Origin of the sequence: Sphingobacterium sp. MYb382, from assembly GCF_037572665.1 — a bacterium.
Lineage (GTDB): Bacteria > Bacteroidota > Bacteroidia > Sphingobacteriales > Sphingobacteriaceae > Sphingobacterium.
This window is the reverse complement of the sequence record NZ_JBBGZT010000020.1, coordinates 39,354-53,472: the sequence shown is the minus strand read 5'-3', so window position 1 is coordinate 53,472 and position 14,119 is coordinate 39,354. Positions and strand designations below refer to the sequence as shown.

At 40.2% G+C, this 14,119-nt stretch carries 11 protein-coding genes; 2 read left to right on the top strand and 9 right to left on the bottom strand.

Annotated features, from left to right (window positions below; genetic code table 11):
* Positions 1 to 24: 24 nt before the first annotated feature.
* The 6 genes from WH223_RS08715 to WH223_RS08690 all read right to left on the bottom strand — a co-directional run bounded on the left by WH223_RS08715 (position 25) and on the right by WH223_RS08690 (position 8,238).
* Positions 25 to 555 carry a hypothetical protein gene (locus WH223_RS08715; protein WP_340047192.1) on the bottom strand — a complete coding sequence of 177 codons (531 nt, stop codon included), beginning with the start codon at positions 553 to 555 and terminating at the stop codon, positions 25 to 27.
* A 135-nt stretch (positions 556 to 690) separates the two neighbouring features.
* Entirely contained in the window at positions 691 to 3,783 is a 3,093-nt protein-coding gene (locus tag WH223_RS08710) for an efflux RND transporter permease subunit (protein WP_340047191.1), read from the bottom strand.
* Positions 3,784 to 3,789: 6 nt separating this feature from the next.
* Entirely contained in the window at positions 3,790 to 4,932 is a 1,143-nt protein-coding gene (locus WH223_RS08705; RefSeq protein WP_340047190.1) for an efflux RND transporter periplasmic adaptor subunit, read from the bottom strand.
* On the bottom strand, positions 4,895 to 6,148 hold the full coding sequence (locus tag WH223_RS08700) for a TolC family protein (RefSeq protein WP_340047188.1): 1,254 nt from the start codon (positions 6,146 to 6,148) through the stop codon (positions 4,895 to 4,897). Before WH223_RS08700 ends, WH223_RS08705 begins: the two co-directional genes overlap by 38 nt.
* Before the next feature lie 71 nt (positions 6,149 to 6,219).
* Complete coding sequence (locus WH223_RS08695; protein ID WP_340047187.1) at positions 6,220 to 7,554, bottom strand: sensor histidine kinase; 1,335 nt, start codon at positions 7,552 to 7,554, stop codon at positions 6,220 to 6,222.
* Between the two features lie 3 nt (positions 7,555 to 7,557).
* Complete coding sequence (locus WH223_RS08690) at positions 7,558 to 8,238, bottom strand: response regulator transcription factor (RefSeq protein WP_340047186.1); 681 nt, start codon at positions 8,236 to 8,238, stop codon at positions 7,558 to 7,560.
* Positions 8,239 to 8,408: 170 nt separating this feature from the next.
* Between WH223_RS08690 and WH223_RS08685 the strand changes: the two genes are divergently transcribed.
* The gene (locus tag WH223_RS08685) at positions 8,409 to 9,401 is read left to right on the top strand and encodes an LLM class flavin-dependent oxidoreductase (RefSeq protein WP_340047185.1); all 993 of its coding nucleotides are present in this window, start codon (positions 8,409 to 8,411) and stop codon (positions 9,399 to 9,401) included.
* 302 nt (positions 9,402 to 9,703) lie between these two features.
* On the opposite strand, the gene WH223_RS08680 is transcribed toward WH223_RS08685, so the two are convergent.
* Positions 9,704 to 11,875: a peptidase domain-containing ABC transporter gene (locus WH223_RS08680; protein WP_340047184.1), complete on the bottom strand. Its 2,172-nt coding sequence runs from the start codon at positions 11,873 to 11,875 to the stop codon at positions 9,704 to 9,706.
* A gap of 9 nt (positions 11,876 to 11,884) precedes the next feature.
* Positions 11,885 to 12,976: an HlyD family secretion protein gene (locus WH223_RS08675; RefSeq protein WP_340047183.1), complete on the bottom strand. Its 1,092-nt coding sequence runs from the start codon at positions 12,974 to 12,976 to the stop codon at positions 11,885 to 11,887.
* Between the two features lie 278 nt (positions 12,977 to 13,254).
* Here WH223_RS08675 and WH223_RS08670 point away from each other — a divergent pair, with 278 nt between their 5' ends.
* Positions 13,255 to 13,902 carry a rhomboid family intramembrane serine protease gene (locus WH223_RS08670; protein ID WP_340047182.1) on the top strand — a complete coding sequence of 216 codons (648 nt, stop codon included), beginning with the start codon at positions 13,255 to 13,257 and terminating at the stop codon, positions 13,900 to 13,902.
* On the opposite strand, the gene WH223_RS08665 is transcribed toward WH223_RS08670, so the two are convergent.
* Positions 13,899 to 14,042 carry a hypothetical protein gene (locus WH223_RS08665; RefSeq protein WP_340047181.1) on the bottom strand — a complete coding sequence of 48 codons (144 nt, stop codon included), beginning with the start codon at positions 14,040 to 14,042 and terminating at the stop codon, positions 13,899 to 13,901. The genes WH223_RS08670 and WH223_RS08665 overlap by 4 nt on opposite strands.
* Positions 14,043 to 14,119: the final 77 nt, after the last annotated feature.

Below are 14,119 nucleotides of genomic sequence, written 5' to 3'. Positions count from 1 at the left end.
CAGGATTTACACTCCCGTTATTTGTTAATATTTTATTTTCAATTTATCGAATACCTTCGACCATAACCAGATTGGTCCAATACGGATTAAGAACCATAAATCTCGACCGTAAATTGTCTTTTTCTCTGTACGTGAAAGACCTATTAATCCGCCAATACCGATTAAAGCAACGATCAAGCTGATTAACCAAACGGCAGGACCACCAGCACGCTCCCAATATTCCATCTGAACGATAAAGAAGCTCATCACTCCTATCGAGAAAAGTATAGCATACGATAAAGTAGGTGCTAAGCGCAAGTACAAATAGATAACGACAGCAATGAAAAAGGACCCCCAGTTTAAGAAGGTATGCATATTCAGGCGTACTAAGAAATCAAACTGTGGAAATGGAATCATCCATATCAATCCCATGACGCCGAAAAACAAAAGAATAAGAAAAAGGGCATAACCAGCCTGGCTTCCTTCTGTAAAAGTTTGTGACAACTGGTGAAAATAACCTTCTACTGGTCTTTCAAAAGTAGGTTGCTTTGCAGCTTTCGTTTCTTTTTTCTTCATGGTCGCAAAGATAATGATTATTCTTTAATGGCCTATTGCTTTGCCATGCGAAGCATCCAAGTAAGGAGCATAAAAAAGGTAGGTATCGCCAAGCGATACCTACCTTTACATTTCTATGGCAAAACTTTATTGCTATTAAGGATGACTTTTACGGTTGGCCAAGTAAAATACAACAGGCACAATGGTGAAAGATAGGATTAAACATACAATCAATCCACCCACAATCATAATCGCTAAGGGCTTCTGAATTTCCGAGCCCATACCTGTAGATAAGGCAGCTGGCAGTAATCCCATCGACCCCATCAAAGCAATCATCACCACCGGACGAATACGGCTTTTAACACCTAAATCGATAGCGTCTTTCAGCAGCATCCGATGGGCAAGGTTCTCTCGAATCACCCCGATGAGGACAATACCATCAATCGTGGCTACCCCAAAGAGGATGATAAAACCAATACCTGCCGAGATACCAAAGATGGTACCCGTGGCCCAAAGGGAAATAAAGCCACCGATAAATGCAAAAGCTAGCGTTAGCGAGGAAATCGCGGTATCTTTTATATTGCCAAAGTTGAAGTACAACAACAACAGGATAAGCACCAACGAAATCGGAACGACAAGCGCCAATTGCTGCGTAGCACGCTCCTTGCTTTCAAACTCTCCAGCCCATTCCATATGGTTAGCTCTTGGGAGTTTCACCTCTTTCGCCACTAAGGCTTTCGCCTCATGGATAGTACTTCCTAAGTCACGCCCATCGATACTGAAACCGACACCAATATAGCGGCTGTTTGCCTCTCTATAGATAAATGCAGGACCTGTATGGTAGCTGATTGTTGCTATTTCTTGCAACGGAATACGCTGTCCATTCTCTGTCGTGATTAAGATATTACCAATCTTTTCAGGAGTGTCGCGATACTGCTCTTCAAAGCGTAAGACAATATCAAACTGACGGTCTCCTTCATAAAACTTGGTCGCCGCCTGCCCGCCGATAGTCATCGCGATGACAGCTTGCACATCCGCAGTGTTCACTCCGTATTTCGCCATATTGCTATCATGAAGCTGAATGCGAAGCTCTGGAAGACCAATATTCTTATAAACATTAACATCGGCAACACCTTTCACTTTCGTGATACTCGCAGCTACCTGATTAGCATATTTCTCCAAGTCAAAGAGGTCGTCACCAAAAATTTTGATCACTAAAGAGCTCTTCACACCTGCTACATACTCCTCCACATTATCTTGGATCGGTTGGCTAAAGCCGAAAACAATTCCAGGATAATGGTTGAGACGTTGACGCATTTCTTGGATAATTTCTTCCTTACTAATTTTACGCGTCCAATCTTTCTCATCCTTCAGCTGCAAGTTGAATTCGATATTAAAGAAACCTGTCGGGTCAGTACCATCATTTGGTCTACCCGTTTGGGTAAGCACAAAATCAATCTCCGGCATATCTTTCACCATCAATCCTTTCATCTCCTTCGCCAAACGTGTCGACTCTTTCAAGCTTACACTATTTGGTAAAGTTGCCCTAATATAGATAGCACCCTCATTGAGCTTCGGTAAAAACTCCGAGCCATAATGTGCGAAATGTACGCCACAAATAGCCAACAAGGCTACAAAGACGGCAATAGATGTTTTCTTAAAGCGGAATGCTAATCTATATAACCCGTAGATACCACGCTGAAAAAAGCGCGTAACAAAGTTCTCTTTCTCTTCAATATTTTTGGTAAACAAAAGCTTACACATTGCCGGAACGTACGTTAAACTTAAGATCAGTGAGCCTAGTAAAGCATAACCCAACGTAAAGGCTAAGGGAGTAAACATTTTACCTTCTACTTTTTGGAAAGAGAAAATCGGTAGCAAGGCAACGATCAATATTAACAACGCAAAGAAAATATACGAAGCTACGCTTCCCGCACTTTTCTTAATAGCGCCCATCTTAGACATCTTCGCAAAGCGCTCTGGTCCTACACGATGCGACATCGTCGCTAAGGCGACAAATACCGTCTCGACAATGACGAGCGTCCCCTCCAATAGTAGACCGAAATCCAACGACCCCATAGAGATCAAATTGGCCGGTAACCCTTGGATGCGCAACATAATAATGGCAAACAAGAAGGCTAAAGGGATAACGGAGGCAACGATAAAGGTCGATTTCCAGTTGTAGAGAAATACAAAAACGATTAACGAAACCAAAAGAATACCCTCTATCAAGTTTTTAGATACCGTAAATACCGTATTATTCACCAAGTGGGTACGATCAATTACGGTTTCAATATGGGTATGTTCAGGTAATACGCGCGTATTTAGTTCTTCAACTTTCGCCTTTAAGCTTTTTATAACTGCCGAAGGGTTTTCACCACGCAACATAATCACGATGCCTTCCACCACATCATCCATCTGGTTAAAACTTACCTGACCTAAACGGGGCTTATTAGATACTTTAACTTCCGCTACATTTTTAATAAGCACCGGAGTCGATCCATTCAGCTTAATGGTGATGTTGCCAATGTCTTCAATATTATCCAAGAGACCTACCCCGCGCACAACGTACGCTTGGTCACCTTGCTCTATCATGTCACCACCGACATTGATATTAGACTTAGACACTGCTTCATAAACATCAAGTGGCGACAGGTTAAAATTTTTCAGCTCTGTTGGGTTGATGCGTATCTCATATATCTTTTGCTCACCACCAAAGCTCACAACATCGGCAACGCCAGGGACAGATAAAAGCTCCCGCTCAATGACCCAATCTTGCAATGCGGTAACCTCTTTTAGTGGTAAATCACTTTTTATGACGTAGCGAAAAATTTCGCCCGTTGCACCCGAAGGTGGCTCAATATCAGCATCTGCCCCTTCTGGCAAGTCTACTCCGCCCAACTTATTCGACACATACTGCTGCGCATAAAAGTCGTCGACACCATCCTCAAACTGAACGGTAACGACAGACAAGCCAAACAGTGAAATAGAACGAATATTAGCTTTGCGAGGAATACTGTTCATTTCCTTAGAAATAGGCAAAGTCACCAATTTCTCCATCTCCTCCGCACTTCTTCCTGGCCATTGCGTGATAATCCGCGCACGGGTATTGGTTACATCTGGAAAAGCCTCAATAGGGGTATGAAACAATGCATAAACCCCAGAAAAAAGAAGCAACATGACCAGAAATAAAACCAAAGTTGTATTTCGCAACGAGAACGTCACGATATTTTGCACAAATTTCTTCATGATTGCTTACTGATTTAAGTGTTCAAAGATGAGCAGCGCATTCGAAGTAATAATTTTGTCTTTTGCACTAATTCCTTTATTGACATAAACTACCTCTCCGTTGCTCGCTACAGGCTCAATAAGTTTAGGAACAATATGGCAATCGTCTGTATATTGAAGCACATATTGCTTATTATTGCTGAAGACAATTGCTTTTTGTGGAATAGGAATACCTCTTCCTAAATCATTCTTTTTGTCGATGATAATATCCGCGCTCAAACCAGGCATCAAGCTTAGCTTTTGATTCTCAAGAACAACACGCGCTTTTAATACGTGTTCATCATCGTCAAACACATTATATACCTTATCAATACGTCCTTTATAAACCTGATCAGGGTAAGCAATCGTACGTACCTGAACCGCATCACCGGTATGTACATAGCGCAAATTGCTCGCATAAATATTAACCATCACCCATACTTCTTTCAAATTCGAAATGGAAAATAAAGGATCACCTTCCTTCATAATTGTTTGTCCAGAGCTAACGGCTTTCTGCACGATATATCCATTCTTAGGCGCTACAATATGGAAAGACCCATTACCTGCAGCTTTAAACAACTGCAAAGACTCTTCTATACGCTGCAGCTCAATTTTTGCACCCTCAAGCTCATGTGTGATTTCTACAAGCTCCGGTCCTGAAATTAAACCATCGCCCAATAGCGCTTCTTTAGCACTTTTTTGCTTCTCTAAAAGACTGATTTGATTGCGCTGGAACTGCTGCTGTCTATATAAATCTTGGATATCCAATGATTTAATAGTCGCCAAGACCTGTCCTTTTGTGACATAATCACCAAGCTCAAAACGAACCTGTTCTACGACACCATCGAGTAAACTCCGGAAAGCAACGAGGTCATTCTCATTGTATTCAACCTTCCCCGACAAGGTTAATTGTTCCTTGATAGCTTCTTCGTCCACCTCTTGAATTTGAGTGGTCTTCTTTAAGGTTTCATTGAGACAGAAAGCAGGTTTATCCGTTTCTGCTACATCTTTTGCTTGCTCCGTCGAGGAACCACAAGAGCTCATCAGAGCTAAAGCCAAAAGTATACCTGGGTATTTTGTGTTCATCATCTTTTTAGAAATCTTTTCCAACGACATATTGTAATTCTTCATAGGTATTTAGGTAATCAGCGACAAGTTCTACATACATTTGTTGCGACTCACGGAAAGCTTTGATAAAGTCGACAAACTCAATCAGTGAAACACGTTTTTCTTGTAAGTTCTTACGGTAATTTTCGGCGATAGCCGCATACTCATCAAAGCGATAGCTATCCCATTGAGCCAAAGAGCCCTCATATGCCTGTAGCTGTTGCTGTAAGCGCTTCACATTCTGCTCCACATCAAACTGCGTAGACTTCAGCTTATAGCTTTCCTGCTCAATTTGAAAGCCTACAGCTTTTATTTTTCCCTTATTCCGGTTGAAAACCGGGATATCAAAGCTTACCCCAGCACCGACAAAATCTTGCATAATATTACCACCACGATCGTAGTTTAACGAGAAGGTTAAATCGGGCTTACGGTTACTTTTCTCCAATAGCAATTCTTGATTAGCCATCGCTAATTCGTTGGCTTGCTTCTGAATACCGAGGTTACCTTCCAATCCTGTTGTCAACAATGTTAAAGGCACTTTTTTAGATAGTTCTTTGGCAATTGGCGGAAAAGTTAGCTGTTCAACTTTAAGATCGTGAATCTGTGTTAAGGCCATCAGCTGCTGTAGCGATGCTCTCTTTTCGGCATCGTTGGCGATCACCTCTTTTTGCAAAGCAATAAGCTCGGCCTGTACCCGATACACATCGGCTAAAGCTACGTTGTTGGCTTTTGCTTGACGTTTATATTGTTCATGAAGCAACTGGAAATTTTCAGAAATGGCATGTAACTGCTGTGATACCTGCTCTTGCTGACCTAAGCTATTGAAGGTTTGGCGCAGCTCTTTTTTCAACTCACGGATTAGCTCCTCATAGTCTAGGAGCTCTCCATTTTTCTCCAACTTACGTAGTGCCACGCGATGTTTACGCTTGCCTGCTGTCTCAATAAGCTGTTCCAACTCAAGCGCTAGCTGCTGATGCTTTCCGTAGTTGCCAAAAAGATTGGGAAGTGTCTCTGCGGTCTTATTGTTCCAGATATTAACCTCATTGATGCTGAACGTAGGATTGCTCCATACTTTCTCTTGAATGATTTCTGCATCAGCGCGCTGAATATTAAACTTCTGTGCTATAAGCGCATAATTATTCGTCAAAAAGGCAGATTCTAAATCTGCCAGTGAATAGCTTTGCGCCTGCACCACACAAGCTGCAACTAGACTGAAAACTGTTAAATAGATTTTTTTCACCTTAATTTATCTTTTACCACAAAACTATCGGTATAAGATTAAGGCGGTTTCTAAGATAGATTAGAATTTGATTAGAATGTAAGCTTTACCTGTGTTCCCCGATTATCAGAGGATATATCTAGCTGAATACCATGAAGTACAAAAATAATATTAGCCATTGACAACCCTATCCCCTTGCCTTGAAAGCCTTGTGCATTTTTTGCACGATAGAAATTCTCCTTAATGTGGAGCAAATCTTCGGCCGGTATACCTATACCTTGGTCTTCAAAGCAAACTACAAGCTGTTTATGCTCTTCACGGAGTGATATTTTTATGGATTTATTATTTGAATACTTAACGCCATTTTCCACAATATTACTGATGGCAAGCTCCAGCAGCTTATCATTGGCCTGCATATGTAGTAAACTGTTATCCTTCACTTGCAAATCGACTTCTATCTGTGCGTTATGGTAGAGAATCATGTTCTCAATTACTTGCCACACAATCTCATCAACCCGTACTTCCTTAAATTCAAAGCTGGTTTTCGCTCCCGAAAGAAGCATCATCTGGTCCAATGTTTCCTGTAGGTCGTAGGTATATTGCTTCAGCTCTACCATTGTATTTTCATACTCCTCAACCGACCTTCGTTTGGTGTGCGTTACTTCGACAGTACCCAGCAAAGCCGTTATCGGCGTACGCAATTCATGAGATACATAATCGATAAAGTTTTTTTGAATGGTAAAAGTTTGCGCAATGCGATCCACCAAATGGTTGTACGTAACGACTAAATCTTGAATTTCAGAATAGGATTTTTCGAGATGAATAGGTTCATTAAAGTTCTTCGTATCGCGCGCTTTAAGCTGCTTCACCATATTCAAAATTGGGCGATAAGCGATATCCGCCAAATACAAGGAAAACAAGTAGATAATAACTAATCCTACTAGAAAAGCAACGCATAGAATTTTTAGCAAGGAAAACATTTGCGATTTAAACTCTAACTTAGGTTCTCGCGTAATCACCACAAAATCTCCTTGATTATCGGCATAGAAAATACCATTGTAGAAGAAATCCTGGCTTTCAAAAACGGCGTCTTTCTGCATACGTACCTCCTTGATAAAACCTTTGCTAATCTCTCCATCAAGAATCATCCCTCCGCTAAACTGCCGGTCTAAACTATCCAAAACAACAATATTCTTCCGGGAGATTGTTTTGTTCAGTTGACTTCGAATATTATCATGCTCCAGCATCGGAAGCTCATCTTGCTCTAAGTAATAAATAGCAGCCAACAATGACTTGCTCTGCAAAGATTTATACTCTTTATGACGCATTTGCGCATAATAAGAAAGATAAATAATAACAGAAATCATCAGTGTAACCACACTGAAAAGTAATAAAGCATAAAGGGCTAATCGATGCTTGAGTTTCATTGGTTAAGCTTTAAACATGTATCCTACACCTTTGACCGTAAAAATATATTTATCCTTACCTATTTCTATTTTATTACGTAGATAAGATATATATACATCAACCACGTTGGTATGGTTTTCAAAGGTAATTCCCCACACCGCATTTAAAATCTGAATACGACTAACGGTTTTATTTTTATTTTCCATGAGGTAAATCAATAGTTTAAACTCACGGGGCGACAAATCGACCACTTCACCCTTTAGGGTAACCTGATATTGTTCCAAATCGACTTGCAGATCACCAAACCAAAAGCCGGGCTTTGGCGCTTCCTGCTGCTGATATTGCTGGCGTCGTGTCAATGCTTTGATACGTGAAAGGAGCTCATCAAAATGAAAAGGCTTCGTTAGGTAGTCGTCGGCACCATAATCTAAGGCGGCTACTTTATCTTGTACCGCATTTAGGGCGCTCAACATCAGCACGGGGGTATAATTCTTCTTATAACGCAATGTTTGCACAAATTGGACACCGTCCATCCCTGGAAGCATCACATCAAGAATGATAAGATCCCAATCCATCTGTAGGTATTGGTTTTCCATCACCTCCTCAGCACTTTTACATAGCGTTGTTAAATAACCGCACTCCTCTAGACCTTTAACTAAAAAGGTGCTGATACGGCTATCATCTTCAATTACAAGAATCTGCATGAACCTTTTTTTACAAAAGTAACCAAATCGATCTATTCGAAGCCATTATTTTGTAACAGTACCCATACAAAAGGAGGCCAATCGTCTTATTCTGGTCATACTTTAAGCTTCAAACAGCATATTGACAATAGCTTTACACGCCTTTATGTAGAAGCTCGTAATTTTAGATTATGAATTCACTGAAATTATCAGCACTAGATTTAGTGCACATCACCAAAGGCTCAAATACAAAGGACGCCATTGAGCGTTCTGTGCATGCAGCCCAACATATAGAATCTTTAGGATACACACGTTTATGGTTCGCCGAGCACCATAATATGCCTTATATCGCCAGCTCTGCAACAGCGGTACTCATTGGACATATCGCAGGACAAACGAAGACTTTACGTGTAGGATCGGGAGGCATCATGCTACCTAACCATGCTCCGCTGACGGTTGCCGAACAGTTTGGAACCTTGGAAGCTATGTATCCTAACCGTATTGACTTGGGTCTCGGACGAGCGCCGGGTACCGACCAGCTTACAGCCATGGCTTTGCGTCGCAATAACTTAAATACGTCATTCTATTTTAAGGACGATGTGCAGGCTTTATTAAACTATTTCGAAAATGAAAACCCTATGGAAAAGGTAAGAGCTTTTCCGGGTGAAGGACAGCAAGTACCGTTATACATATTGGGATCAAGTACAGACTCCGCATATTTGGCGGCCGAGCTTGGCCTACCTTATGCTTTCGCAGCACATTTCGCTCCCGCAATGTTAGGCCAAGCGTCAGAAATCTATAGAAAGAATTTCAAGCCATCAACCTATCTGCAAGAGCCTTATTTTATTGCTTGCGTAAACATTGTTGCGGCAGAAAGTAATGAAGAAGCACAGTTCTTATCGACAAGTTTATTCAATATGTTTGCCGGCATTATCACCAACAGCAGAAAACCGCTATCTCCACCAACAGAAAAAGTAGTTTACGACGGTATCCCAGAAATTGAAAATGCCGTAAACGGAATGACAGCTTGCACCTTTATTGGCGACAAAGAAACGATACGAGCAGAATTGCTTGCCTTTGCGGAGGAATTCAAAGTTGATGAGTTGATGACAACGAGCTCAATCTTTGATTTAGAGAAGAAATTAAAATCTTACAGCATAACCGCTGAAGCGATTCTAAAATAGTCCATATACGATATATCGGAAATCGTTCCGGAAGTTATATAAAAAGGAAAAGGAGGTGTTGAACGGACACCTCCTTTAAAGTAAGATATTTTTACCCATAAAAATAAATCACACTGTTTTACTAAGAAGTAAAAGTATCCAAGTTGAATGCTATCCCCGTGAAAGATAGTAGTTAAACAAACTTTAATACGCTTACGTTCTTGTAACACGCTTTACTAACCACTACAAAGATGCAAACTGCAAGCTTCCCCCACCACAACTACAGGTTATATTTTCATTTTCCTCCTAAAAAAACTACATTTTTAACCATTTAAATGCAATAACTGCTTATCCCACATGCTTTTATACAAAGAGTCTTTTTTTGATAAAAGTTCAGTATGTGTGCCTTCTTCCTCAACTTTCCCTTCGTGAAGCACCATTATATGGTCTGCCATCGCTACCGTACTCAGTCTATGAGCGATAATAATCATTGTTTTTCCTGCTGAACGCAACGTTTGAAGGGTCTCTTGAATAAGAATCTCCGAAGAAGTGTCCAATGAAGAGGTTGCTTCATCGAGAATAAGAATCTCCGGACTTTTATACAAAGCACGTGCTATAGCGATACGTTGTTTCTGTCCTCCGGATAATAAAGCACCATTTTCGCCTAAGTATGTTTGAAATCCATTTGGCAACTTCTCAATAAACGGAAGAATACCCAAGGACTTCGCTATATCAATAATACGTTGCATATCGGGATATTCTTCGCCCAGCGCAATATTTTCTATCACATTGCCCGAGAAAAGGTCAATATGCTGAGGTACCACCGACACCAACTGACGTAAGGAATCTACCGATAGATAATTGATATCATAATCGCCAATCAGAATTTTTCCATCTTTTAAAGGATATAGGTTCTGCAAAAGTGAGGCTATCGTTGTTTTACCGGATCCACTTTCCCCAACAATTGCGGTTGTTTTTCCTTTTTGAAAGACGCATGAAAACTGCTCGAATACCTTGGTGCGTGATCCATAACTGAAAGAAACATCTTTAAATTCAATATTACCTATAGACTCCGCTTTAAGATCCATTTTATCGGTACTTGCTTCACGCTCAAGATCCATAATCTCAAACAAACGATCGGCTGCAATTAGTGCATTTTGAACAAGCTTATTCATGCTGATCAGTTGCGATACAGGGCCCGTAAAATAACCTATTAAGGCATAGAAAGACAGTAGCTCTCCAGGTGTTATGGCCCGATCTATCACATAGCCCGCTCCTACCCAAATTAAGACGATGGTAAAGATACGTGCTAAGAAATCGGTAGAATTGCTTGCAAAGAGCCCATTCAATACCGAACGGTAAATGGTGCGCAATAAGGTTGAAAACTTATTATCCGTTTTGTTATTCGCAAAATCTTCAACACCAAATTGTTTGATAGTACGCACGGCGTTCAAAGATTCCACGAGATGCGCTTCAAGTTCGGCCCCTTCTTCCATGAGGCGTCGTTCGACCTTTTTGTTCAACCTATTACTAACCCAATAAACAAAGAGATAAAACGGGATGACCAATGCCACAATAAGCCCCAACTTCCAGGAGTAGGTAAACATCAAGGCAAAAGAAAAGAGCACAATAAAAATGTTGACGACAATCTGTAGTGCAGCATCATTAATGAACGTTCTAATTTTAACGGCATCATTCACTCGAGAGATAATCTCACCGACCTTCATCGTATCAAAGAAACGCTGCGGGAGGCTTAGCAAATGTTTGTAGTACCCTAATATTAAATGTTTATCAATCTTCTGCCCCGTCTGTAGGACCATCAAGCTTTTCATGCTACTAATAAAGATCTGAAAGAACAAAATCAGCACCATAATGATGGATAATAGATTTAGGAGGCGTCGATTGCCATCTACTAAAACGTAATCCGTTACTTTTTCAATGTAAATAGAGGTAGAAAGCCCCAGAACGGTATATACAATAGAACCTATTATAGCCTGGACGGCAATAGATTTATGCGGTTTTATCAGGTTCCAAAACCGTTGATAGTTACTTACTTTCTCGTTTCGTTGATGGAAATACACATTTGTTTCCATCAAAATAAGTACACCTGAGAATATCTTATCAAAGTCGGCACGTGTGTATTTCTCTAGACGCCCATAAGCGGGATCCATCACCGTTACCTGTTTTTTATCAACCTTATAGATAACGACATAATGATGCAATTGGTTTTCAAGCTGTACATGGGCAATAGCTGGAAGCGGAATACTCATCAGGGCATCAATATTTCCTTTTACACCTTTCGCATTAAAGCCCATAGCCGTCAAGCCCTGTATCATGCCGAGCACATTGGTACCCTTGGTGTCTGTATGACTCAATTGGCGAATCTTCGCAATAGGAATATCCAATCCATAATAAGAGGCAACCGAGGATAAACATGCTGCTCCACAGTCGCGCATATCATGCTGCTTAACTTTTGTAAAACTTCCTTTAGCCATTTTTATAAATTATCTATTCGTTCCTAATGCAGGGTTAAACCAATCATCTGCGCGATCAAAGATCAATTGCCATAAGCTACGCTCCAACAGATGAAAGCGTGCACTAAAACTGCTCCCTTTACCGATTTCAGCTTTATAGCCATTATTCAACGTAAGGTAGGTCTGTTTTAACGTACAGCGTACTTTAAAAAAGGAAAGACCCGTTTTAGCATCTACAATTACATTTTGATCGATATCGGTGACAACAGCGTTTACCATGCCCCACTGATTATAATTGTAGCTATCAATCTGTAGACGCACGTCCTGCTTGAGATGAATAAAACCAATATCTTTAGGTGCTACTAAACATTCAGCAATTAAATCCTGCTCTGGAGCGATTTCGCCCAATTGCTGCCCCTGCACCAGGTAGGCCCCTTCGGTTATACCTTTGAAATTCGTCAATCGACCTGAGGTAGCTGCTTTGATAACATAATTATCTTGCTCCACATCGAGCACTTCTTGCTCACCTTGTAGTGTTAAAAGACGTTGCTCTAGCTCTCGTTTCTTACCTTGCCAAACGGCCATCTGCTGCTCCGCAATAGTGCGTTTTTGCCCACGCAGCTGTTCGTATGCATATTGACTTTTGTCAAATTCAGCCTGCGATATTACGCGACGCTCATACAGCTGCTTATTGCGTTCGAGATCGCGTGCTGCTAAATTGAGCTGCGCTTCTACCTCAGCTACCTTTCCTTGCATGGCGAACAACTCTTGTCGGTACTGCCCTGTTTTCAATTGATCAAAACGATGGGCAAGTAAGTTGCTCAAATCGGCAAGTTGCTCTTTATGCTCTAGAGCCAATAAATTTTGGTTTGATTTTTTAGCTTGTAATCCAGCTGTTGTTATCACAAGGAGGGTATCGCCTTGCTGTATAATTTGATTATTGCGCGTAAGGTTGTTCTTGACAACACGCCCAGAAACTAAAGAAACAAGGCTGATATTCTCATCAGCAGAACGCATTGTTCCTCTTGCCGAAGCGGTAATCGGTACTTTTATAAATGGAAGTGATGCAAAAACTGCAAAAACAAATAAAAGAACAGAAATATAAATAGCCGAAGCCTTCATCGTATGGTGGTTAATTTAGTTTTTGGACTCCCAATAAAAGTAACAAATATAACCATCCAACACCATATTTTATTTGGTTTTTTATCGGTAAACAATAGAATAAAGAAGCTTAGGCAACAAAAAGTAAAAAGCTGAACTTTCGAGCCAAACAAAAGCAGTTAATCTATAGTTATAACATGGTATAAATAAATCAAAAAAAAGCCCATACAAGGCTTTAACGGTTGTTTTATACAAAAATAAGCTTATCTTTCAATCCGAAAAACAAGTGTAAGTTACCTATGAGTATTTTTGATCTATTACCGACCTTTTATGAGGCGCCTTTGACGTATATAATCGTCCCAATTATACTTGTTAGCAGCATAATCGGCTTCTACAACAAACGGTACTTTCATGCATTGTTAATCCATCCTTACGAATTATTCAGAGGTAAGCGTTGGCATACACTGCTTACCTCTGCATTTTTGCATCGTAATTGGTTGCATTTATCATCTAACTTATTTTTTATTTACGTACTATCCTATGATTTGTACGGTACGTTGAAGCAAATATATCCCAATGGATATCCGTTCCTTTTAAGCGGATTAATTTGCTTTCTACTAATTACTCTTCCCAATCTAGCTCAAAGTATTCATAAAAAAGATGACTTTATGTTTACCTCAATGGGCTCATCTGGTTTATCTTTTGGCTTATTTGGCTTCACAGGCATGCTTCTACCGACAGATAGCACCAATAAATTTATGTTTATTTTTATTGGTAATTCCTTCTACAATTGGTTAGTCCTATTAATCATTCTATACGTATTAACGCGTATAAAACGATCAAGCGGCACCAATGTATACCTCCATCTTTATGCTTTTTTAATCGGTGGTCTACTCGCTCTGCTCGTAAGACCTGAAGCAGTCAAAGAAATAATTAGTATATTCTAGAAACCTGTAAGAAGATTCCAAACGAAGTCAAATAATCTTTTTTGTTTTTCGTCTTCACGTACAACACCACCTGCGTTGATTTCGATTTGCTCTTCTGTTGTTAACTCTGCTAATGTTACGTTTTCTAATGTATTTTTCATGATGTTTATCTTTTAAATTTGTTTTAACAAAAAAAGAGATATTACGTAAATCTGGGTACAACTGAAAGTTATACCTT